This is a genomic window from Streptomyces sp. NPDC054786 (assembly GCF_053611685.1).
Map to the genome: position 1 here is coordinate 46,480 of NZ_JBSHAW010000015.1, position 23,129 is coordinate 69,608.

At 72.4% G+C, this 23,129-nt stretch carries 19 protein-coding genes and 1 pseudogene; 15 read left to right on the forward strand and 5 right to left on the reverse strand.

All coding sequences use genetic code 11. From position 1 onward, the window contains the following. The first annotated feature begins 308 nt into the window (after positions 1-308). Positions 309-1,652 (forward strand): hemolysin family protein, encoded by a 1,344-nt coding sequence (locus tag ACWGI6_RS14780; RefSeq protein WP_453267852.1) that lies wholly within the window; start codon positions 309-311, stop codon positions 1,650-1,652. Then, the gene (locus ACWGI6_RS14785) at positions 1,649-2,668 is read left to right on the forward strand and encodes a hemolysin family protein (protein WP_453267853.1); all 1,020 of its coding nucleotides are present in this window, start codon (positions 1,649-1,651) and stop codon (positions 2,666-2,668) included. Before ACWGI6_RS14780 ends, ACWGI6_RS14785 begins: the two co-directional genes overlap by 4 nt. Before the next feature lie 97 nt (positions 2,669-2,765). Here the strand turns inward: ACWGI6_RS14785 and ACWGI6_RS14790 are convergent. Further along, positions 2,766-2,876 (reverse strand): annotated as a pseudogene (locus ACWGI6_RS14790) (TetR/AcrR family transcriptional regulator); the annotation flags it as partial. A 125-nt stretch (positions 2,877-3,001) separates the two neighbouring features. Between ACWGI6_RS14790 and ACWGI6_RS14795 the strand changes: the two are divergent. The 6 genes from ACWGI6_RS14795 (at position 3,002) to ACWGI6_RS14820 (ending at position 9,353) form a co-directional block, all read left to right on the forward strand. Further along, on the forward strand, positions 3,002-3,772 hold the full coding sequence (locus tag ACWGI6_RS14795) for an SGNH/GDSL hydrolase family protein (RefSeq protein WP_453267854.1): 771 nt from the start codon (positions 3,002-3,004) through the stop codon (positions 3,770-3,772). A gap of 113 nt (positions 3,773-3,885) precedes the next feature. Then, on the forward strand, positions 3,886-5,328 hold the full coding sequence (gene purB / locus ACWGI6_RS14800) for an adenylosuccinate lyase (RefSeq protein ID WP_453267954.1): 1,443 nt from the start codon (positions 3,886-3,888) through the stop codon (positions 5,326-5,328). Positions 5,329-5,339: 11 nt separating this feature from the next. Further along, the gene (gene mug / locus ACWGI6_RS14805) at positions 5,340-5,897 is read left to right on the forward strand and encodes a G/U mismatch-specific DNA glycosylase (protein ID WP_453267855.1); all 558 of its coding nucleotides are present in this window, start codon (positions 5,340-5,342) and stop codon (positions 5,895-5,897) included. A gap of 174 nt (positions 5,898-6,071) precedes the next feature. After that, positions 6,072-6,995, forward strand: a complete 924-nt coding sequence (locus tag ACWGI6_RS14810; RefSeq protein WP_453267856.1) for an alkaline phosphatase family protein — start codon at positions 6,072-6,074, stop codon at positions 6,993-6,995. 1 nt (position 6,996) lies between these two features. Beyond that, positions 6,997-8,325 carry an MFS transporter gene (locus tag ACWGI6_RS14815; protein ID WP_453267857.1) on the forward strand — a complete coding sequence of 443 codons (1,329 nt, stop codon included), beginning with the start codon at positions 6,997-6,999 and terminating at the stop codon, positions 8,323-8,325. 11 nt (positions 8,326-8,336) lie between these two features. Further along, positions 8,337-9,353: a TolB family protein gene (locus tag ACWGI6_RS14820; RefSeq protein ID WP_453267858.1), complete on the forward strand. Its 1,017-nt coding sequence runs from the start codon at positions 8,337-8,339 to the stop codon at positions 9,351-9,353. Between the two features lie 13 nt (positions 9,354-9,366). On the opposite strand, the gene ACWGI6_RS14825 is transcribed toward ACWGI6_RS14820, so the two are convergent. Next, the gene (locus ACWGI6_RS14825; protein ID WP_453267859.1) at positions 9,367-9,798 is read right to left on the reverse strand and encodes a hypothetical protein; all 432 of its coding nucleotides are present in this window, start codon (positions 9,796-9,798) and stop codon (positions 9,367-9,369) included. A gap of 90 nt (positions 9,799-9,888) precedes the next feature. Beyond that, entirely contained in the window at positions 9,889-10,626 is a 738-nt protein-coding gene (locus tag ACWGI6_RS14830; protein ID WP_453267860.1) for a TetR/AcrR family transcriptional regulator, read from the reverse strand. Positions 10,627-10,716: 90 nt separating this feature from the next. On the opposite strand from ACWGI6_RS14830, the gene ACWGI6_RS14835 reads away from it, so the two are divergent. Both ACWGI6_RS14835 and ACWGI6_RS14840 read left to right on the forward strand, forming a co-directional pair. Continuing rightward, positions 10,717-12,417 carry a CocE/NonD family hydrolase gene (locus tag ACWGI6_RS14835; protein ID WP_453267861.1) on the forward strand — a complete coding sequence of 567 codons (1,701 nt, stop codon included), beginning with the start codon at positions 10,717-10,719 and terminating at the stop codon, positions 12,415-12,417. 416 nt (positions 12,418-12,833) lie between these two features. Then, positions 12,834-14,021 (forward strand): ROK family transcriptional regulator, encoded by a 1,188-nt coding sequence (locus ACWGI6_RS14840; RefSeq protein WP_453267862.1) that lies wholly within the window; start codon positions 12,834-12,836, stop codon positions 14,019-14,021. A gap of 129 nt (positions 14,022-14,150) precedes the next feature. Here ACWGI6_RS14840 and ACWGI6_RS14845 read toward each other — a convergent pair whose 3' ends face one another. Next, entirely contained in the window at positions 14,151-14,897 is a 747-nt protein-coding gene (locus tag ACWGI6_RS14845; protein ID WP_453267863.1) for a GntR family transcriptional regulator, read from the reverse strand. 327 nt (positions 14,898-15,224) lie between these two features. On the opposite strand from ACWGI6_RS14845, the gene ACWGI6_RS14850 reads away from it, so the two are divergent. Continuing rightward, positions 15,225-15,890 (forward strand): aspartate/glutamate racemase family protein, encoded by a 666-nt coding sequence (locus ACWGI6_RS14850; protein ID WP_453267864.1) that lies wholly within the window; start codon positions 15,225-15,227, stop codon positions 15,888-15,890. Here ACWGI6_RS14850 and ACWGI6_RS14855 read toward each other — a convergent pair. Next, on the reverse strand, positions 15,842-16,735 hold the full coding sequence (locus ACWGI6_RS14855; protein WP_453267865.1) for an RNA polymerase sigma-70 factor: 894 nt from the start codon (positions 16,733-16,735) through the stop codon (positions 15,842-15,844). The two genes, ACWGI6_RS14850 and ACWGI6_RS14855, sit on opposite strands and share 49 nt — an antisense overlap. Before the next feature lie 179 nt (positions 16,736-16,914). Between ACWGI6_RS14855 and ACWGI6_RS14860 the strand changes: the two genes are divergently transcribed. From ACWGI6_RS14860 to ACWGI6_RS14875, 4 genes are all read left to right on the forward strand, one after another. After that, a complete protein-coding gene (locus ACWGI6_RS14860) occupies positions 16,915-17,757 on the forward strand; it encodes an alpha/beta fold hydrolase (protein ID WP_453267866.1) in 843 nt (280 codons plus the stop codon). A 357-nt stretch (positions 17,758-18,114) separates the two neighbouring features. Next, complete coding sequence (locus ACWGI6_RS14865; RefSeq protein WP_453267867.1) at positions 18,115-19,770, forward strand: alkaline phosphatase D family protein; 1,656 nt, start codon at positions 18,115-18,117, stop codon at positions 19,768-19,770. A gap of 84 nt (positions 19,771-19,854) precedes the next feature. Continuing rightward, positions 19,855-21,252, forward strand: coding sequence for a GNAT family N-acetyltransferase (locus tag ACWGI6_RS14870; protein ID WP_453267868.1), 1,398 nt, complete (start codon positions 19,855-19,857; stop codon positions 21,250-21,252). A gap of 158 nt (positions 21,253-21,410) precedes the next feature. Continuing rightward, a complete protein-coding gene (locus tag ACWGI6_RS14875; RefSeq protein WP_453267869.1) occupies positions 21,411-23,105 on the forward strand; it encodes a DUF885 domain-containing protein in 1,695 nt (564 codons plus the stop codon). Positions 23,106-23,129 lie beyond the last annotated feature (24 nt).

Consider the following 23,129-nt stretch of genomic DNA (forward strand, 5'->3'; position numbering starts at 1 on the left):
CACGCTGGGCAGCGCGGCGAGCTGCCGCTCGGCTCCGTTCCGCAGTGCGGCGGCGGGCGCCACCGCCGCGGGCACCCGGGCCAAGTTGGTGGGGGGTTGGAGGCCCGCCCCCCCCCCCCCCCCGGGGGGGGGGGGGCGGGCTCGCCCCCGACCACCACCTTTGCCGCTCCTTTACGATGGAGTCTCCCCTCCCCCGAGTGAAAGGTGTGTGAGCGTCCAGCCATGGACGAGCCTCCTAGTTGTCGATCATCCTTTCGACAGAGCGCGAACCTCCCGATCCTGTTCGATCATGGGACGGAGGTGACTCGATGACCGACCTGCTCTTCCTGGGCGTGGCACTCCTTCTGACCCTGGCCTGTGGTGTCTTCGTCGCCGCCGAGTTCTCCCTGACGACCGTCGAGCGCAGCGACCTCGAACGCGCCGCCGAGCGCCATGACCGGGGCGCGGACAGCGCCCTCAAGGCGGTCCGCAGCCTCACCTTCCAGCTCTCCGGTGCCCAGCTCGGCATCACCGTCACCGGCCTGGTCATCGGCATGCTGTCCAAACCGGCCATCGCCACCCTGCTGGCGGGCCCACTGGACTCGATGGGCCTGCCCCATTCGGTGGCGGAGTCGGCCGCCCTGGTGCTCGGAACGGCGATCTCGACGGTCGTCCTGATGGTCGTCGGCGAGCTGGTCCCGAAGAACTGGGCCATCTCCAACCCGCTGGTCATCGCGAAGAAGGTGGCCACCGCCCAGCGCGGCTTCAGCGCCGCCTTCAAGCCGCTGATCCGGCATCTCAACAACGCCGCGAACCGCATGGTCCGCCGGATGGGCCTGGAGCCCGCCGAGGAGCTGGCCTCGGCGCGCGGCCCGCAGGAACTGGTGGCGCTGGCACGGCACTCCGCCAAGGAAGGCGCGCTGGAGCCCGACACCGCCGAGCTGTTCGTCCGCACCCTCAATCTCGCCGATCTGACCGCGGAGAACGTCATGACGCCGCGGGTGCAGGTGATCGCGCTGGAGGTGCAGTCCACCGCGGAGGACGTGGCCAATGCGACCCGGGCGACCGGGCTGTCCCGCTTCCCCGTCTACCGCGGCAGCCTGGACAGCGTCGTCGGGGTGGCGCACATCAAGGACGTCCTCGCCGTCCCGGCCGAGCGCCGTCCCCGGCACCCGGTCTCCGAGCTGGTGCGCGAGCCGCTGCTCGTGCCCACGACGCTGACCGTGGACCGGCTGCTGGACCGGCTCTCCGGCAAGCGCACGATGGCCGTGGTCATCGACGAATACGGCGGTACGGCCGGCGTGGTGACGCTGGAGGACATCGTCGAGGAAGTGGTCGGCGAGGTCCGCGACGAGCACGATCCGATGGAGACCCCCGATCTGGCGCCGGCCGGCACCGACGCCGAGGGCCGCAGCGTCTATCAGGCCGACGGCGCCGCCCGCACCGACCAGCTGGTACGGATCGGCCTGCGGCTGCCGGAGGGCCCGTACGAGACCCTCGCCGGCCTGATCGCCACCGAACTCGGCCGGATACCGGTCGCCGGCGACGCCCTGGAGGTGGCGGGCTGGCGGATGGATGTGCTCGATGCCACCGGCCACCGCGCGGCGCGCGTGCTGCTGCACGCCCCGCGCCTCGGCAGCACCGGCGAGCAGGAGAAGGAGGCCCGCCGATGACCGCGCTACAGCTTTTCGTGGGTCTGCTGACGCTGGTCGTCAACGCCTTCTTCGTGGGCGCCGAGTTCGCCCTGATCTCGGTGCGCCGCAGTCAGATCGAGCCGTACGCCGAGCGCGGTGACCGCCGGGCGACCAGCGTGCTGTGGGGTCTGCAGCATGTCTCGGCCCTGCTGGCGGCCGCCCAGCTGGGCATCACCCTGTGCACCCTGGTGCTGGGCGCGGTCGCCGAGCCGGCCATCGCGCACCTCCTGGAGCCGGTGTTCCATGCGGTGGGGATCTCGGAGACGCTGATCCACCCGATCTCGTTCGTGATCGCGCTGTCGCTGGCCACCTATCTGCACATGCTCTTCGGCGAGATGGTGCCGAAGAACGTCGCACTGGCCGAGCCGGTCCGCAGCGCCCTGATGCTCGGGCCGCCGCTGGTCGCGCTGACCCGGGCGCTGCGCCCGGTGATCTTCGCGATCAACGCACTCGCCAATGTGCTGCTCAAGCTTTTGCGGGTGGAGACCAGGGACGAGGTCGCCGCGACGTTCTCGGACGACCAGTTGGCGAAGATGGTCGAGGATTCGCGGGCGGCCGGACTGCTCGACGAGCGGGCGCAGGAGCGGCTGCGGGACGCCCTGGAGCTGGGCCGCCGCCCGGTCAGGGACGTGGTGCTGCCGGTCGAGAAGGTCGTCTCCGCGCGGATGGGGATCTCCCCCGAGGAGCTGGAACAGCTGGCCGCCGAGTCCGGCTTCTCCCGCTTCCCCGTCGTCGACGACACCCGCCGCATCCTCGGCTATCTGCACGTCAAGGACGCGCTGGACGCCACCCCCCGCACTGTGCCGTTCCCGGTGTCCGCGCTGCGCCCGATCGCCCGGGTCAAGGCCTCGACGCCGCTGGACGACGTGCTGACGGCGATGCGCGGATCCCGTACGCATCTGGCCGCGGTGATCGGCGACGACGGGCGGCTGGCCGGGCTGGTGACGATGGAGGACGTGCTCCGGGAGCTGGTGCTGCAGCGGCCCGCGGCCTGACGAGGGGCCCGGGTCGGGCTGTCCTTCGAGGAGAAGTGGTGGAGCACCGCGGCCTTTTGGACAGCCCGGCCCGCTCGGCGATCGCCGACAGCGACGTGGCGGGGTAACCGCGAGTGGAGATCAGGTCGAGGGTGGCGTCGATGAGCTGCCGGCGGCCCCGCTCGGTGAAGGTCACCGCGTGGGGACCGGCACCCCGGCGAGGAGTCATCGCGCGTCCACCCGTACTCCTCCTCGCCCTTTCGACGAGATCGGGCCGTACACCGCAGGCGCTACGCGCATCTCGGGGGGCCGGGGCATACCGCTCGGTATGTCGAGCGGTAGGATCGCCGGGCCATGGAAATGAATGCTCGTTACACCAGTTACGTCGCGGTCGGCGACAGCTTCACCGAAGGAATGTCGGACGGCCGGCCGGACGGCTCGTACCGCGGCTGGGCCGATCTGCTCGCCGCCCGGCTGGCGGCCGGCTCGCCCGGCTTCCGGTACGCCAACCTCGCGGTGCGCGGCAAGCTCATCGGGCAGATCGCCGACGAGCAGTGCGGGCCGGCGTCCGCGATGGGCGCCGACCTGGTGACGCTGGTCGGCGGGCTCAATGACGTCCTGCGGCCCAAGTGCGAGGTGGACCAGGTGTGCGCGCGGTTCGAGGAGGCCGCCGGGCAGCTGGCCAGGGGCGGCGGCCGGCTGGTGCTGATGCGCAGCCCGGGACGGCAGGGGCCGGTGCTGGCGCGCTTCCGGCCGCGCATGGAGCAGCTGTTCGCACGGATCGACGAGGTGGCAGCGCGGCACGGTGCGGTGGTCGTGGACCTGTACGCCTCGCAGGCGCTGTCCGACCCGCGGCTGTGGGCCGATGACCGGCTGCATCTGAACGCCGAGGGGCACCGCCGGGTGGCGGAGGCCGTCTGGCAGGCGCTCGGACTGCCCGCCGAGTCGGACTGGGACGCGCCGCTGCCGGCCGCCGCGCCGCCGGGCTGGGGTGCGCGGCGCGCCGCGGATCTGCGCTTCGCGCGCGAGCATCTGGTGCCGTGGATAGGCCGGCGGCTCACCGGCCGCTCGTCGGGGGACGGCCGCCCGGCCAAGCGCCCCGAGCTGCTGCCGTACGAGGGCTGAACGTCCGCTCTTCGCCGGTGCCGCACCGGCCGGCGCGGCTTGGAGGAACGTACAGCCAGGACCGGGGCGCTGGCCTGCGTAAACCGCCAGTAGACTCTCACCACGTGACTGCTGTGTCTGCGAAGCCTCGCATCCCCAATGTCCTGGCCGGCCGCTATGCCTCCACGGAGCTGGCCGTCCTGTGGTCCCCCGAGTACAAGGTCAAGCTGGAGCGGAAGCTGTGGCTTGCCGTGCTGCGCGCCCAGAAGGACCTGGGGGTGGAGGTCCCCGAGCAGGCCCTGGCCGACTACGAGCGGGTCCTGGAGACCGTCGACCTGGCCTCCATCGCCGAGCGCGAGAAGGTCACCCGGCACGACGTCAAGGCCCGCATCGAGGAGTTCAACGCCCTCGCCGGCCATGAGCAAGTCCACAAGGGCATGACCTCCCGCGACCTGACGGAGAACGTCGAGCAGCTGCAGGTGCGGCTGTCCCTGGAGCTGATGCGGGACCGTACGGTCGCCGTGCTGGCGCGCCTGGGCTCGCTGGCCGCCCAGCACGCCGAGCTGGTGATGGCGGGCCGCTCGCACAATGTCGCCGCACAGACCACGACGCTGGGCAAGCGCTTTGCGACCGCGGCCGATGAGCTGCTGGTGGCGTACGCCCGGCTGGAGGACCTGCTCTCCCGCTACCCGCTGCGCGGCATCAAGGGCCCGGTCGGCACCGCTCAGGACATGCTCGACCTGCTCGGCGGCGGACCTCACGGGGCAGCCAGGCTCGCCGACCTGGAGCAGCGGATCGCCGCGCACCTCGGCTTCGGCCAGGCCTTCACCTCCGTCGGCCAGGTCTACCCGCGCTCGCTCGACTACGACGTGGTGACCTCGCTGGTGCAGCTGGCCGCCGCCCCCTCGTCGCTGGCCAAGACCATCCGTCTGATGGCCGGGCACGAGCTGGTCACCGAGGGCTTCAAGCCCGGCCAGGTCGGCTCCTCGGCGATGCCGCACAAGATGAACACCCGCTCCTGCGAGCGGGTCAACGGCCTGATGGTGATCCTGCGCGGCTATGCCTCGATGGCCGGTGAGCTCTCCGGTGACCAGTGGAACGAGGGCGATGTGTCCTGCTCCGTGGTGCGCCGGGTCGCGCTGCCCGACTCGTTCTTCGCGCTGGACGGCCTGCTGGAGACGTTCCTGACCGTGCTCGACGAGTTCGGCGCCTTCCCCGCCGTCATCGCCCGCGAGCTGGACCGCTACCTGCCCTTCCTCGCCACCACGAAGGTGCTGATGGGCGCCGTACGTGCCGGTGTGGGCCGCGAGGAGGCGCACGAGGCGATCAAGGAGAACGCGGTCGCCTCGGCGCTGGCCATGCGCGAGCAGGGCGCGGAGCGCAACGAGCTGCTGGACAAGCTGGCCGCGGATGCGCGGATCCCGCTGGACAAGGCGCAGTTGGACGCCCTGATGGCGGACAAGCTCTCCTTCACCGGCGCGGCGGCCGGCCAGGTGGCGTCCGTCGTCGCCCGGATCGAGGAGATCGCCAAGCAGCACCCGGAGGCCGCGGCGTACACCCCCGGCTCGATCCTCTGACGCGAGGGCCCGTGCGCTTCACCCCCGAAGAGCTGGAAGCCGCTCGCGACCGCCTCGTCCCGGACGTGGCCGCGAGCGGCCTTCGCGTGCTCTTCTGCGGTATCAATCCCGGGCTGATGACGGCGGCCACCGGCCACCACTTCGCCCGTCCCGGCAACCGCTTCTGGCCGGTCCTGCACGCCGCCGGGTTCACCCCGCGCCGGTTCCGGCCCGCCGAGCAGGAGGAGTTGCTCACCCTCGGCCTCGGCATCACCAACGTCGTGGCCCGGGCGACCGCCAAGGCCGACGAGCTGACCGCACAGGAGTACCGCGAGGGCGGCCGGCTGCTGGCCGAGAAGGTGGCCCGGCTGCGCCCGCGCTGGCTCGCCGTCGCCGGTGTCACGGCCTATCGCGTCGCCTTCAACGACAAGCACGCCGCGATCGGCCCGCAGGAGCGCACACTGGGCGGCACCCGTATCTGGGCGCTGCCCAACCCGAGCGGGCTGAACGCCCATTGGACGCCGGCGACCCTGGCGGAGGAGTACGGACGGCTGCGCGCGGCGGCGTTCGCGGCCGACGACGACGCGTGAGACGCTGACGGCGGGTGCCCGGCGCGGGTGAGGGACCGCGCGCCGCGCCTGTGGGCGGCACCGGGCGCTCGGCCACCGTTCGGCTGCGCGTCATCTACAAGCCGTGTACATGCCAGCGTGGCGGTTCTACGCTATCGCCGCCCGCGCACCCCCCTCTCCCGTACGGAGGCCCCCGTGCCTGCTCCGTCGTCCCCGCCTTCCGCCTCCTCCTCCCACCGCATCCGCCGCTCGCGCCGTCGCAGGGCCGGCGCGCTCGCCGGGGCGTTCGCCCTCGCCACCACCGGACTCGGCCTCTGGGCGGGCACCGGCTTCGGCGCCGAGCCGGCCGCAGCCGCCGTGCCCACCCCCGACCATGTGGTCGTGGTCGTCTTCGAGAACCACGCCTACAGCCAGGTGATCGGCAGCTCCGGCGCCCCGTACATCAACTCCCTGGTCTCCGGGGGCGCCAGCCTGACCGCGTCCTATGCCGAGACCCACCCCAGTCAGCCCAACTACTACGCCCTCTTCTCCGGCGACACCCAGGGCGTCACCGACGACAGCTGCGTCGACCCGGGGTTCAGCAATGCCCCCAACCTCGCCTCCGAGGTGACGTCGGCCGGCAAGTCCTGGGCGAGCTACAACGAGTCCCTGCCGTCCGAGGGCTCCACCACCTGCAAGAGCGGCAAGTACGCGCAGAAGCACAACCCGTGGTTCGGCTTCAGCAATGTCTCCACCGGCTCGGCGCACACCTTCGACGCCTTCCCCACCGACTTCTCGAAGCTGCCCACCGTCTCCTTCGTCGTCCCGAACCTGTGCAGCGATATGCACGACTGCTCGGTGTCCACCGGAGACACCTGGCTGAAGGACCATCTGAAGGCCTACGCCGACTGGGCCAAGACCCACAACAGCCTGCTGCTGCTCACCTTCGACGAGGACAACCGGCTCAGCGGCAACCGCATCCCCACCGTGCTCTACGGCCAGCCGGTCACGGCCGGCGCCACCTCCGCCACCGCCTACAACCACTACGACGTACTGCGCACCCTTGAGGACATGTACGGCACCTCGCATGCGGGGAACGCCGCCGACGCCAAGGACATCAGCGGCATCTGGGCCGGCTGAGGTGTATCTCGCGGACCGCCGCTCCGCCCCCTCGGCCGCTGCGTCGCCGGGTGAACGGCGCGCCGGAACGGACCGCCGTCCGGGCCGGCGCGCCGCGTCCACCCTCCCCTCGACGGTGCTCGTCCTGGGCACCGTCAGCCTCATCACCGACATCTCCTCGGAGATGGTCACCGCCGTGCTCCCGCTGTACCTCGTCACCGAACTCGGCCTGTCCCCTTGGGGGTTCGGTGTGCTGGACGGGGTCTACAACGGGGTGAGTGCGCTGGTCCGGCTGGTGGGTGGCCGGCTGTCGGACCGGGGCGGGGGCGGCGGTCACAAGGCGGTGGCCGCGGTGGGATACGGACTCTCCGCCCTCTGCAAGCCGTTGCTGCTGGTGGTGCACTCGCTGCCGTTGATCGGGGCGGTGCTGGCGGTGGACCGTACGGGCAAGGGCCTGCGGACCGCGCCACGGGACGCGATGATCTCCCTCGCCGCCGAACCGGGCGCCCGTGGACGGGCGTTCGGGGTGCACCGGGCCATGGACACGGCGGGCGCACTGTGCGGGCCGCTGGTGGCGTTCGTGCTGCTGCGGGCGGCGGCGGAAGGCTATGACGCGGTCTTCACGGTCAGCTTCTGTGTGGCCGTACTGGGCGTGGTCGTCCTGCTGCTGTTCGTCCCGCGCCGCGCCCCGGCCGCCGCCAAGGACGCCGCCGAGCGGGCTCCGGCCGGTCCCCGGACGCCGGTGCGCGCTCTGCTGGGGCGGCCGGAGGTACGCCGGCTGACGGGGTGTGCGGTGTTGCTGGGGCTGACCACCGTCAGCGACTCCTTCCTGTATCTGACGCTGCAGCGGCGGCTGGATCTGCCGACGGCGTGGTTCCCGCTGCTTCCGCTGGGCACGGCCGCGGCATTTCTGCTGCTGGCGGTGCCGTTGGGGGCCGTCGCCGACCGGATCGGCCGCCGGCGGCTGTTCCTGGCCGGCCATCTGGCGCTGCTGTGTGCCTACGGGCTGCTGCTGGCACCGCCGGCCGGCGGTGCGGCGCTTGTCTGTGCCGTGCTGGTGCTGCACGGCACGTTCTATGCGGCGACCGACGGAGTGCTGGCGGCGGCGACCGCCGATGCGGTGCCCGAGGATGCCCGCGGCAGCGGGCTGGCCGTGGTGCAGACCGGCCAGACCGCCGCTCGCTTCGTCTGTTCCCTCGCCTTCGGCGCCGCCTGGACCGCCTGGGGTGACCGCACCGCCGTCCTGTCCGCCGCCGTCGGCCTGGCGCTCGCCGCGGCCCTCAGCGCATCCCTTCTGCGCCGTGCGGTCCCTGCGCCGGCCCCGAACTCCCCCTCGGAGCAAGCACGGTGAACCACACCCCCTTGAGCCGCCGAGCGCGCCTGTACCTCCTGCTCGCCACCGTCCTCGTGCTCGGCGGCGTCGCTGTCGGCGCGACCCTGCACGCCGCAGGGCGCGCTGCCCGCAAGGACCACACCCGGGCGGGCGGGCCCGCGGTGACCTCCGGAGCCGTACGTCTGGACGACCCGCACCGCAGCCTGTTCCGCACCATGGCCTGGGGCCCGCACCGCGACGAGATCAGCGCCGTCCCGGCCGGCCGACCGACCGGCCCGCGCACCGCATCCGGCATCCGCTGCCTGCGCTTCCACGCGGCCGGCGGCACCGGCCTCTGTCTCCAGGCCGTCCACGGCACGCTCCGCGACACCTACCGGGCCGTGGTCCTCGACCACCACCTGCACCCGCTGCGCCACTACGACCTGGCCGGCACCCCCACCCGCGCCCGGGTCTCCCCCAGCGGCCGTACCGTCGCCTGGACCGTCTTCGTCAGCGGTGACTCCTACGCGGGATCCGCCTTCTCCACCCGCACCTCCGTCGTCGACACCCGCGGCCGGCATCCGGACCTCAACCTGGAGACCTATGCACTGACCGTCGACGGTCATCCGGTGCACGCGGCCGACATCAATATCTGGGGCGTCACCTTCGCCGACGACACCCACTTCTACGCCACCGCCGCGACGGCCGGAAAGACCTACCTCGTCCGCGGCGACCGCACCACCCGCACCCTCCGGGCGCTGCACCCGAACGTCGAGTGCCCGTCGCTGTCCCCCGACGGGAGCCGCCTGGCGTACAAGAAGCGCGTCAAAGGCGCCGACCCGGACGCCCCATGGCGTTTGTACGTGCTCGATCTGCGCACCTTGCGCGAGACCGCGACCGGCGAACAGCGCAACGTCGACGACCAGGCCGTCTGGCGCGACGACCACACCCTGGTCTACTCCCTGCCGGGCGACTTCGGCTCGGACCTGTGGACCGTCCCCGCCGACGGCACCGGCACCCCGCACCTGCTCGTCACCGCTGCGCTCGCTCCCGTCTTCCCCCGCTGACACCGCATCCGCCTCATCTCCCCTCCCCCACCGCCACCAGCAGTTGGAAGGGCAGCTCACGGTCGCCCTGCCCCACGCCCACCCCGATCCAGCGGCCCTCCACCCGCCAGCCGTGCATCTGCGGGACATATCCGCACAGCGTGTCCAGCGGCGGACGGACGGGTATCCCCCTCGCCGTCCGTTCCAAGTGGTCGGCGAGATCGATGGCTTCGGGCTCGCCCCACCGTAAGGACAGCGCCTGCACCAGCGCCGTCAGCTCGTCCTCGAACTCCTCCGCGGCCTCGGCCACCTCGGCGAGGTCCGCGTCCCAGAAATCCTGACTGACCCGCAGGCCGGCTATGTGGAACCCGGGCCCGCTCTCGACCATGGCGGACCGGCCCGGAACGGCGGGGAACTCCCGGATCCGCAACCGGTCTATGGCGGCCAGATATGCGTCAATGGTCATGCCGTCAGTAAACCGCCCGGGTCTGACAATTGGCCTTCCCGGACCGTGCGGACGCACCTCGGCGCGCTGCCGGGAACGCCGGCGCCGGGGTCATGTCGCTGCCGTGAGGCCGTTGATCATGCGGTCGAGAAGACGGTCGAAAGCGGCTTGCGGGGCCGGGTCGCCGCTCGTCGCCTCCAGGGCTTGCGCAAGATGAGGAAAACCGCCTCCGGCGGCAACGGACCGGAGGTGGCGCGCCTGCGTGTCGAGGAGTTCGCCAGAGGTGCGGCCGGCGGCCTCGACCGTCCGCTCCTGGGCGAGTTCGTACAGGACGTGGCTGGCCACGAAGCCGGTGAGCACGCTGAAGGTCTCCAGCATCGCCCGGGCATCCAGGCCGACGGGGGCGAGCACGGCGAGGGTGTGCTCCCAGACGGCGAGGGTGTTCGGGCCGAGCGTCTGCTGTGCGGGCAGTGCGCCGGGCAGCCAGGGGTGACGGTGCATGATCGCGCGCTGCTCGTGGGCGATCTCCCGAAGGTCGGCGCGCCAGTTGCCGGAGGGGCCGGGCGGCAGCCGGTGGTCGCCGCTCACGTGGTCGATCATGAGCTCCAGCAGTGTCTCCTTGTTGGGGACGTAGCTGTAGAGGGACATCGTGCCCGCCCCGATCCGGGACGCGACCGCGCGCATCGTGACGGCGGCGAGTCCTTCGGCGTCGGCGAGGGCAACGGCCTCGGCAGTGATCGCGGCGCGGTTGTGCGCCGGCGGCCTGCCCCGTCGCGGGCGTTCGGCCTGCGACCAGAGCAGCTCGGGATCCACACCGGCAGGACGGCCGGATGAGCCTGTACGGGGCACGGCAACCTCTCCTCATTCCTTGCGGCCATCCCACCACACGCTATTCTCGTACAACGTACTGGAAATGACCTGCCCAGGAATCGAGGCCCCATGACGACGGCGACACACCACGCGTCAGCGAAGAAGCCGCCCCTGCACGCCCGGGTCATGCGGCGCTCCTTCCGGGGCCTGCCTCCCAAGCTCCACGACATCGCCTACGAGCCCGACCTCGTGGTGCCGGCCGCCGACGGCAGCGCACTGCTGACCGACCACTACTTCCCCCTGGCCGACGGCGACTTCCCCACGCTCCTGGTCCGCTCGCCGTACGGCCGGCACTTCCCCTGGGCGCCGATGTACGGCGTGCTCTTCGCCGAACAGGGCTTCCACGTCGTCCTGCAGAGCTGCCGCGGCACGGGGGGATCCGGCGGCGAGTCCGCGCTGTGGGAACACGAGGCCGCCGACGGGCAGGCCGCCGTCGCCTGGCTGCGCGAGCAGCCCTGGTTCTCCGGCGCGCTGGGCACGATCGGCGCCAGCTACCTCGGCTACGCGCAGTGGGCGCTCGCCGCGGACCCGCCGCCGGAACTGCGCGCGATGGTGGTCCAGGTCGGCCTGCACAACCTGCACGGCTACTTCTACCCAGGAGGCGCGTTCGCCCTGGAGGGCGCCCTTGCCACCTCCATGGGCCGGGTGTATCAGCACCGCGGCACAGCGAGGTTTCTGTGGGCCGCGCTGCGGCTGCAACGCCACGCACGCAGGATCACGCGCACCCTTCCCCTCGGCGAGACGTATGCGCCCGGGCTGGGCGGACGGGTGCCGTTCCTGGAGGAGGCGATGGCCCACCCCGACCCGGAGGACGCGCACTGGCAAGGAGCGGACTTGGGGACCGTGGCCGCACGTGTGCAGGTACCGACCGGCCTGATCACCGGCTGGCACGATGTGCTCCTCGACCAGACCCTGCAGCAGTACGGCAGGCTGCGGCGCGCCGGCTGCGACACCGCCCTGCTCGTCGGCCCCTGGACGCACCACTCCGCACTGCAGCAGGGCTGGCCCGAGGTCTTCTCGGAAAGCCTCGCCTGGTTGCGGGCCCACCTGTGCGACGACCCGTCAGGCCTGCGGAAGACGAGGGCGCGCGTCCATGTGGGCGGCCGGCAGGCATGGCAGGACCTCCCCGACTGGCCCCCCGCGACGCCGGGCCACCGCTGGTACCTCGACGGCGACGGCACACTGCGCACCCGGATGCCCGAGAACGCGTCGGCGCCGCTGTCCTTCCGCTACGACCCGGCCGACCCGACCCCTTCGGTCGGCGGCCCCCTGCTGTCCCCCAAGGCCGGGTGTCAGGACAACACCGCCCTGGAAGCCAGGGACGACGTGCTGACCTTCACCACCGCACCGCTGACCGAGCCGGTCCACCTCTTCGGGCCGGTCGGCGTGGAACTACGGGTCAGCACGGACACCGGGCACGCCGACATCTTCGCCCGACTCTGCGACGTCGACGGCCGGGGCCGCTCCACCAACGTCTGCGACGGTCTGCGAAGGCTGCAGCCCGTCGACACCACGGAACCCACCGGAACCGCACCGGCCGCCGTCACGGTGGCGATGAGTTCCACGGCCTACTGCTTCCCCGCCGGACACCGGATCCGTTTGCAGGTCAGCGGCGGCGCCCACCCACGCTTCGCCCGCAACACCGGCACCGGCGAACCTCCGGCGACGGCCACCCGGCTCATACCGGCCGACGTCTCGCTCCACCACCCGTCCGCACTCGTTCTCCCCGTCGCGGACGGGGAGTTCGCCGGCCCGGCCTCTGACAGCTGACGGGAGCACCCGCGCCTTCGCCGTCATGGGCGGCGAAGGCGCCGTCCGCACCGGTGGACGACATGGAGCGAGACGGTCGTTCGACGACGAGTTCACTGCGGTGCCACCTTCCGGACGGAGCATGGTCACGTACGGCCGTGGGCCCGTACGGAACGCGCTGTCGCGCAGCGGCGTCCGTCGTGGGCGGGTGCGGTTGGGGTGCGGGTACGGGCAGGGCCAGCCATCGGCCCGCGTGGGTGCTCAGGACGCGCACCGGGAGCCGTGCCCTGGACGGCGTCCGTGCGGTTCGGCGAGGCGGCCTCGGGCCATGGTGCGGCGAGCCACCGGTGCGCCGCCCGGCCGCCCGCTCCGGGGCTCGCCGCCCACCCGGTGACCGGCTACGATCCGCCACACACGCAAAGTGAGGGAGACGAACGTTGGGGCGGCTCACCGGCGGGGACCCCTCCCTGCTGCGACGGATCAACTCCGCTGTGGTGCTGCACGCGCTGCGCGCCGCGGACTCCCCCACGCTCACCCATCTCGTCCAGGTGACGGGCCTGTCCCGGCCGACGGTCGAGGGCGTGGTCGAGGGGCTCATCGAGACCGGCCTGGTGGTCGAGGCGGCCGCCGAGGAGGGCGAGACGCGCCGCCAGGGGCGGCCGGCCCGCCGGTTCCGGTTCCGTACGGAGGCCGGTCATCTGCTGGGCATCGAGATCGGGCCGCACCGCATCGCGGCCCTGCTGTCCGATCTGAGCGGCCGGGTGCTGGACACCGCGCAGCGCCCCGTGGAGGAGACCGCACCGGCCGATGAGCGGCTGGAGCGGGTCCGGGCCGTGGTGGCCGATCTGCTGCGCCGCACGGGCGTGCCCCGCAGTTCGCTGCGGGCCGTCGGCGTGGCCGGCCCCGGCATCGTGGAGGCGGACGGGACCGTACGGCTGAGCACGGCGCTGCCGGGCTGGACCGGACTGCCGCTGGGTGAGCGGCTGCGGCGGTCGTTCCGCTGCCCGGTGCTGGTCGAGAACGACGCGAATGCCGCCGCGGTGGCCGAACACTGGCTGGGGGCGGCCACCGGCTCCGATGACATCGTTTTCGTGCTGGCGGGGCTCAGCCCGGGAGCCGGCTCGCTGATCGGCGGACGCCTGCACCGCGGCTTCGGCGGGGCCGCCGGGGAGATCGGCGCCCTGCATCTGCTCGGCCGCGAGGCGACCCCGGAAAAGCTGCTGTCGACGACCGGCGAGCCGCTGCACCCCCTGGACGAGGCGCAGGTCGCGGCCGTCTTCACGGCGGCGCGGAGGGGCGACGCACAGGCCCGGGAGGCGGTCGACCGCTTCCTCCGCCGGCTGGTGCACGATGTCGCGGCCCTGGTGCTGGCCCTCGACCCGGAGCTGGTGGTGATCGGCGGCTGGGCGGCGAGGCTGGACGGCGTACTGGAGCCGCTGCGCGGGGAGTTGGCGCGCTACTGTCTGCGCCCGCCGCAGGTCGCCCTGTCACAGCTGGGCGAGGCGGCGGTCGCCACCGGGGCGCTGCGGCTCGCACTCGATCATGTGGAGGGCGAACTCTTCGCGGTGGAGGGGACGGTGACGGGCCGTCATCCGCGCCGCGACGCGGTGACGGGCCGCCGCTGACCCGAAGGGCCGTACGGGATGCCGTTACCCCGCGGCGCATGTCGGGCCGCCCCCCGGCTGCGGCCACACGCGAACGGGCCCACCCCGGAGCGCTGTCCGGAGTGGGCCCGTACCTCGGCCCCGGGCGGCTCAGCCCGCGAGCAGGGCGACCGCGTCGCTCTCGCCGAAGGTCAGACGGCAGGTGTCCGCACGGTAGGTGGAGACCGCAACGGCGGTCGTGCGGCCCCCGGAGACATAGCGGGTGGTGACCACCAGGACGGGCGCGCCGGGCAGCCGGTCCAGCTGCTTGGCGTCCTCCGCACGGGCCGAGCCGAGTTCGACGGTACGGTCCTGGCCGTCCAGCTCCAGCGTCTGCAGCTCGTGCAGCACCGCGCGGGCCCGGGCCGGGGCGCCGAGCGAGGCCGCCCGCACACAGTCCGGGACCGCGGCCGCCGGGACGTACAGCAACTCGGCGGCGACGGGCTGACCGTGCGTGACCCTGCTGCGTCGGACGATGTGCACCGGCTCGCCGGGGGCCGTCGCCAGCAGGCCGGCCACCGCGGCGGGCACCGTTTCGCTCTCAACGGCGTCGACCGGCTGCCAGTCGTCGCCCGCGGCGCCCGGCCAGGTGTGGCGGACGGGGTCGACGGCCACGCCGACCCGCGGCGGTGCGACCGTGGTGCCCACTCCACGGCGGCGCTGGAGTCTGCCTTCCAGCTCCAGCTGTTCGAGCGCCTGCCGCAGCGTGGCCCGGGCGACACCGAACCGCGCCGCCAGATCACGCTCGTTGGGCAGAATCTCGCCGACCGCGAACTCCGAGTCCAGCGCATCGCTGAGCACGGTCTTGAGGTGCCAGTACTTCGGCTCCGGCACCGTTTCGAGCTGCGTGGTCCCCACCCTGTCCTCCGCACTGGCCGTTACCGGGGCTGCGCCCCCATGGGGCTCGGGCCCACACGCAAGGCGCTGTCTTCGCGGCCCTCCTGCGCACCCGATCTTCGCGGGCCCGCACCGTCGCGTGCCCGCCTGCGCGTCCGCACCTCGCGGGCCCGCCTGCGCGCCCGATTATGAGCGCTTCTTTATTAAAGGTTGTTGCAGTATCCCGACGATATGGCTGCCTCCACCCTTGGTCAAGACCAATCCGGCATCCGTTTCGGCTCTCGGCGACCGCCCGCACCCGCCGCCCCGGCCACGCGCTCCGCACCACGGTTCGCTACCGTCACCAGCATGCTCGCCCTGCTGCACACCTCGCCCGTTCACGTCCCGGTCTTCGACGCCCTGCGCGACGAGGAGGCCCCCGGCCTGGCGATGCATCACCTCGTACGCCCCGAACTCCTGGACCGGGCAAGGGCGCAGGGACCCGACGCCGTGGCGGACGACCTCTCCGCCGAGCTGGCGGCGGCGGCCCGCCACGGTGCGCGGGCAGCGCTGTGCACATGCTCGACGATCGGTTCGGTCGCCGAGACTGCCGGTGCGGCGCTGGGCCTCCCGGTCCTCCGGGTGGACCGTCCGATGGCCGCGGCCGCCGTCGCCACCGGCCCGCGTATCGCCGTACTCGCCACAGTGGAAAGCACCCTCGTCCCCACGAAGGCCTTGATCACGCAGGAGGCCGACCGGGCCGGCCGCGGGATCACCGTGCGTACCGTGCTGGTGCCGGGCGCCTGGGAGCGCTTCGAGGCCGGCGACAGCGACGGCTATCTGGCGGCGGTCGCCTCCGCCGCCCAGGAGATCCGGGACGCCGACGTGATCGTCCTGGCGCAGGCCTCCATGGCACCGGCGGCCGAGGGGCTCGATGTCGGTGTGCCGGTGCTGGCCGGCCCGCGGACCGGTCTGCGGGCCGCCGCTCAGCTGGTCGCGAGGGACGCCAGCTTCTCCGGGTTGCGGACGACATAGACCGTCTGGATCTTGTCGTCCTGGACGCCGAGCTGGATGACGGAGTCCGGCACACCCCCGAGGTGCGCCAACAGCGCGATCCCGCCGTTGAGTTCGAGGAGGGTGAACTCCATGCCGGGCGGCACGGAGCTGGCGACGCCGAAGAGGAAGCGTGCGACCTTGTCCGCGGACTCGATGATCCGCAGCGGGGCCTTGGCCTTCCCTCCGCTGTCCCCGACCAGCCGCGCGTCCGCCGCCAGCAGGTTCAGCAGCCCCGCCAGATCGTCGCCGGCCGCCGCGGCCAGAAACCGCTCGGTCAGCTCGCGCTGCCGGTCCTGATCGACCTCGAAGCGGGGTCTGCCCTCCTCGACATGCCGCCGGGCGCGGCCCGCCAGTTGGCGTACCGCGGCCTCACTGCGGTCGAGGGCGGTGGCGATCTCCGCGTACGGATAGCCGAAGGCCTCGCGCAGCACGAACACGGCGCGCTCCAGAGGGGAGAGCGACTCCAGGACGACGAGCACCGCGAGGGTGACGGATTCGTGGAACACCGCGCGGTCCGCGGTGTCCGGGGTGGTACCGCCGAGGTCGGTCACCAGCGGCTCCGGAAGCCAGGGGCCCACATAGGACTCGCGCCGCGACTGGACCTGGCGCAGCCGGTCGATGGCCAGCCGGGTGGTGATCCGTACGAGGAAGGCGCGCGGCTCGCGCACCTCCGCCCGGTCCGCTCCCGACCAGCGCAGCCATGCGTCCTGCACCACGTCCTCGGCATCGGCCACCCGGCCGAGCATCCGGTAGGCCACCCCGAACAGCACGGGGCGGTGCTCCTCGAAGACATCGGTGAGATCGGTCGTGGAATCGCTCAGCACCCCTCCATCCCACCGGCCCGCCTCCGCCGTGTCCAGCGGAAACCGCACTGTGCGGCGGAGCGGGAGCGTGGTGTGCGGCACATCCCGTACACGCCCCGGCCGCCCCATACCGCTCAGTAGCCTCAGCTGGCATCGTGTCAGCGCATGCCAGGCACCACCGCACCCCTCAAGGAGTTCTGATGGCCACCCCGGTCTCCTTCGCCCGTGTCACCCCCGCGGACCGGCCGCCGTTCACGGTCGCGTACGAGCGCAAGGGCGCGGGCGACCCCGTCGTCCTGCTGCACGGCATAGGCCACCATCTCCAGGCCTGGCGCCCGGTCTGCGACATCCTGGCCGCCTCCCATGAGGTCATCGCCCTCGATCTGCCGGGCTTCGGCGCCTCCCCCGCGCTGCCCGGCGGTTCTTCCTACGAGCTGTCGTCGGTCGTCCCGCTGCTCATCGCGGCGTTCGAGGAGCTCGGGGTCGACCGTCCGCATGTGGTGGGGAACTCGCTGGGCGGGCTGCTCGCCCTGGAGCTGGGCCGCGAGCGGGCCGTCCGGTCGGTCACCGCCCTCTCGCCCGCGGGCTTTTGGACCCCGGCCGAGCGGCGGTACGCCTTCGGCGTGCTGCGCGGCATGTACGCCGGGGCACAGGCACTGCCCCACCCGGTGGTGGAGACCCTGGCCCGCACCGCGCTCGGCCGCGCCTCGCTGACCGGCACCATCTACGCCCACCCCGGCCGTCGTTCGGCCGCAGCCGTCGTGGCGGAGACCCGGGCGCTGCGCGAGGGACCCGGTTTCGTGCCGACGCTGGCGGCCGGCCGGGAGGTGCGGTTCACCGCCGATGTGCCGGACCTCCCGGTGACCATCGGCTGGGGCAGCCGGGACCGCCTGCTGCTGCGCCGCCAGGGCGTGCGCGCCAAGCACACGATTCCGGGCGCGCGGCTGGTTCGGCTGCCGGGCTGCGGGCATGTGCCGATGCACGACGATCCGGCGCTGGTGGCGCGGGTCATCCTCGACACCGTGACCCAGGAGGCGGCCTGAACGGCTCAACCAGGCCCAGGCGCTGCTTCCGGAGACGTTCGGCCGCGGCCGGATCACGGGCCGGCGATACGGAGCGCGGCGGAAGCGTGGGACGGCTCGCGGTGTCACCTTCCCCGGAGCCTCCGCTGCGGCGGCGCGAACCGGGACCGTAAACGTCCCGGCAACGTCCTGGCGATCGGCCCGTGGTCTTGCGACCATGGCCCGGGTCCGGTGGGTCGCAGGGCCCCGACCCGCCCGGCCGAAGGGCGCACCGCGGGCCGCGAACGGGCCGCTGTTCATCGTCCGTTCGACTGCGGGGCACCGGACAGCGATACGAACGGGGCGGCAGTGAAGTCGGTCGAGGCATGGAGGTTGGACATGGCGCAGGGATCCGGCGGCGGCTTCGGACGGCGGTCGCTGCTGCAGGGCGCGGCGGCCGGCTCGGCGGTGCTGGCACTGCCCGCAATCTCCTGTGCCGCGCCGGCGCAGGCCCGCAGCGGGCGGCCGAGCGCCGACTGGGGCGCGCAGGTCGGGGATGTGACCACGTCCTCGGGTCTGGTGTGGGTGCGGTCCGACCGGCCGGCCCGGATGGTGGTGCAGACCGCGGCGACGGAGTCGTTCCGTAACGCCAGGTCCTGGCACGGCCCGGTGATCGGGGCGGGGACGGACTTCACCGGCGTGACCTCGCTGCACGGCCTGCCCTCCGGTGAGCAGATCCACTACCGGGTGCTGCTCGCGGACCCGGATGATCCCCGGCGCACCGGCGAGCCGGTCACCGGCACCTTCCGCACGGCGCCCACGGGCCGCAATCCCACCGGTACACCGCGGTGGGGTTCCCCCCGGACGGAGTCGTCCCGGGGAGACTTCGCCCGGGACGGTGGCGGGCGACGGGAGGGCGTCCGCTTCCACTGGTCGGGCGATCTGGCCGGGCAGGGCTGGGGCATCAACCCGGACCGGGGCGGCTACCGCATCTACGAGGACATGCGGCGCCGGAACCCGGACTTCTTCCTGTGCAGCGGCGACAACATCTACGCCGACAACCCGATCCCCGAGCGGGTGACGCTGCCGGACGGCCGGATCTGGCGCAATGTGACGACCGAGGAGAAGGCGAAGGTCGCCGAGACGCTCGCGGAGTTCCGTGGCGCGTTCCGCTACAACCTGCTGGACGACAATCTGCGCCGCTTCAATGCGCAGGTGCCGACGATCACCCAGTGGGACGACCACGAGGTGCACAACAACTGGTACCCGGGCCAGCTGCTCGACGACGACCGGTACACGGTGAAGGAGACGGATGTGCTGTCCGCGCGGTCGCTGCGCGCGTTCAGCGAGTACTTCCCGATCCGTACGCTGCGGCCCGACCGGGGCGGCCGGGTCTATCGCGTGGTGCACCACGGTCCGCTGCTCGATGTGTTCGTGCTGGACATGCGCCGCTACCGCAATGCCAATTCGCCGGGCCGGCAGACCGACGATCCGCAGGGCATTCTCGGGGCGGAGCAGCTGCGTTGGCTCAAGCGAGAGCTTTCCCGCTCACATGCGGTGTGGAAGGTGATCGCCTCCGACATGCCGCTGGGGCTGGTCGTCCCGGACGGCAAGACCAACTTCGAGGCGGTGGCCCAGGGCGACCCGGGCGCGCCCCTGGGGCGCGAGCTGCAGCTGGCGGAGCTGCTGCGGCACATCAAGCACGACCGGGTGACCGGCACGGTATGGCTGACGACGGACGTCCACTACACCGCGGCGCAGCACTACGCGCCGGAGCGGGCCGCGTTCAAGGACTTCGAGCCGTTCTGGGAGTTCGTGTCGGGTCCGCTCAACGCGGGCGGATTCCAGGCGTTGAAACTGGATGGAACATTCGGGCCCGAGCAGCCGTTCATCAAGGCACCGGACCGTGCCAACACCTCTCCCGCGGAGAGCCCGCAGTACTTCGGCGAGGTCGATATCGACGGGGGAAGCGGGGAGATGACGGTGCGGCTGCGTCAGGAGGGCGGCGACGTTTTGTTCAGCAAGGTGCTGCAACCGGGACAGGTAGGACAGTAGAGGCCAATGCGTCGATTGCGTCTTTTACCCGTCGGACACAATGTGTTGGCGATCAGGCAACACCTGTGCGCCAGGCTTGTGTGCATGACTGAAGCATCCTCTGCCAATTCCGTCCGCCGCCATCACTGGCGGCGGGACGTCGTCGAGCTGGCCGCCCTGTTCACCGCCGTGGCGGTGGCCGACGCCCTGGCCAACACCGTCGCGCACGGCCCGTCGGGCCCGGTGATGCTGTGCTCCGCCGCGGTCGCCCTGCTGGCCACGACCGGCTTCCACATCTGGTGGTCACGACGCCACGAAAACGCACCGCCGCCGACCGATATCGGCGCCACGGCGGCGTCCCCGACCGGGCAGGCCCCTGGGGCCGACGGCGAGGAGACGGTGCTGTGGCGGATGCGGACCACGGTCCGGGACGAGCCGGGCAGCCTGGCCGTGCTGTGCACGGCGCTGGGCGCGCGGCGGGTGGACATCCTCAGCCTGCAGACCCACCCGCTGTCCGAGGGCACGGTCGACGAATTCCTGCTGCGCGCGCCCGATGCGCTGACGGCCGGAGAGCTGTCCCGCACGGTGGCCGGCGCCGGCGGCGCGCACAGCTGGCTGGAGCGGGCCGATGCGCACGATCTCGTCGATGCGCCGACCCGGATGCTGGACCTGGCGACCCGCACGGCGCTGGATTCCTCCGAACTCCCCATGGCGCTACGGCAGTTGCTGGGGCGCTGCACGATCCATTCGGTGCCCGCGCGCTCGCTGCACGGCCGGCCGCTCGCGGAGCAGGTCCCCACGGAGGGCGTGCTGGAGGAGCACCTGATGAAGTTCCGCGACCCCTCCGGGGGCTCGCTCACCATCGAAAGGCCGCAATTGCCGTTCACCCCGACCGAGTTCGCCCGGGTACGCGCGCTGGTCGACCTGGACGCCAGACTCGGCCAGCGGGTGCCGCCGCGGCGTGATGTGCTGACGCTGCCGGAGGGCAACGAGATCACCGTCCGCCGCGCCGACACCTCCGATCTGGCCGCCGCCCGCGAGATGCACGACCGCTGCTCCTCGAAGACCCTGGGGCTGCGCTACCACGGCCCGATCGGTGACGCGGACCGCTATCTCGGCCATCTGCTCAGCCCGCGGTTCGGCCGCACCCTCGCGGTGGAGACCGCCTCCGGCAGGCTGGTGGCGCTCGGCCATCTGCTGTGGGACGGCGACGAGACCGAGGTCGCGCTGCTGGTCGAGGACGCCTGGCAGCAGCGCGGCATCGGCGCCGAGCTGCTGCGCCGGCTGGTGACGATGGCGGCGGAGACCGGCTGCGACAGTGTCTATGCGATCACCCAGGCCTCGAACACCGGCATGGTGACGGCGATGCGCGGCCTCGGGCTGCCGCTCGACTACCAGATCGAGGAAGGCACGCTGGTGATCACCGCACGCCCGTCGGGGATGCCCGCGCGACGGGAGACCCGGGAGAGCGTACGGATCCAGGACGGCACGGGGCGCCGCTGAGCATCACCCCACGGCGCCACGCCGAGCACCGACACCGCCGGCCGGGCGTACCGACGCCCGGCCGGCGCCGTCGCGCAAAGGCCGTGGCGCCGCAAAGCGACAGCAACGTACGCGCTCATGATGGTGACGCGGCGGGCCATCCGTACGAGGATGGACGCATGTCCAACACCACTACTTCCGGGGGCGGTCCGCTGCCCCGCCAGGTCGCCGATGCCTATGTCGACGCCCTCATCGACCTGGACCCGATCACCGGAACCTTCCTCGGCATCGCCGAGAGCTCCGGAAAGCTCCCCGACTTCTCACCGACGGGCCAGGAAGCGGTGGCCCAGCTCGCCCGTACGACGCTGGAGAAGCTCACCGAGGCGGAGTCCCGGCCGGGCGCGGACGCTGCCGCCGAACAGATCTGCGCGCGCCTGCTGCGCGAGCGGCTGACCGCCGAGCTGGCGGTCCATGAGGCGGGCGAGGGCCTGCGCACGGTCAGCAACCTCAGCTCGCCGCTGCACCACGTCCGGGAGGCCTTCACGATCACTCCGGCCGAGACCGACGAGGACTGGGCGGCGATCGCCCAGCGGCTGCGGGCCGTACCTGCCGCACTGGAGGGCTACCGCGCCGCGCTCGACGCCGGCCTGAAGCGGGACCTGCCCGCCGGACCGACCCAAGTCCGTACCGTCATCGGCCAGTTGGACGAGTGGATCGGCACGGACCGCAGCTGGTTCGCCGAGTTCACCGACCCGGGCCCGGACACCCTGCGTGCCGAGCTGACCGAGGCCGCCGAGCTGGCGGCCGGCGCCCTGGTGGAGCTGCGTGACTGGTTCCGGGACAGCTACGCCCCGGCCATCGAGGGCGCGCCGGACGTGGTGGGCCGGGAGCGCTACGCCCGGCTCGCCCGCTACTTCAACGGCGCCGACCTCGACCCGGACGAGGCGTACGCGTACGGCTGGTCCGAGTTCCACCGGCTGCTGGCCGAGATGGAGACCGAGGCCGAGAAGGTCCTGCCCGGCGCGAAGACACCGTGGGAGGCGCTGGCCTGGTGCGATGAGCACGGCGAGGCGGTCGAGGGCGTCGAGGAGACCCGGCAGTGGCTCCAGTCGCTCATGGACGAGGCCATCGAGGGGCTCGACGGCACCCACTTCGAGCTGGCGGAGCGGGTGCGGCAGGTCGAGTCGCGGATCGCCCCGCCCGGTGGCGCCGCCGCCCCGTACTACACCCAGCCGTCGCTGGACTTCTCCCGTCCCGGCCGCACCTGGCTGCCGACGATGGGTCAGACCCGCTTCCCGGCGTACGACCTGGTCTCCACCTGGTACCACGAGGGGGTACCCGGTCATCACCTCCAGCTGGCGCAGTGGGTGCATGTCGCCGACACGCTCTCGCGCTACCAGACGACGGTGGGCATCGTCAGCGCGAACGCCGAGGGCTGGGCGCTGTACGCCGAACGGCTCATGGACGAGCTGGGCTTTCTGACCAACGCCGAACGGCGCCTGGGGTATCTGGACGCGCAGATGATGCGGGCGGTCCGGGTCATCATCGACATCGGGATGCATCTGGAGCTGGAGATCCCGGCGGACTCCCCCTTCCATCCGGGCGAGCGCTGGACGCCGCAGCTGGCACACGAGTTCTTCGCGGGGCACAGCAGCCGCCCCGCCGACTTCGTCGAGAGCGAGATCATCCGCTACCAGGGCATGGCCGGGCAGGCCATCGGCTACAAGCTCGGCGAGCGGGTGTGGCTGCAGGGCCGGGAGGCGGCCCGCGCCCGGCACGGCGCGGACTTCGATCTCAAGGCCTGGCACATGGCGGCGCTGTCGCAGGGCTCGCTGGGCCTGGACGATCTGCTCAGCGAGCTGTCGGCGCTCTGACCTCGGCTCGGGTGTACGGCGGCC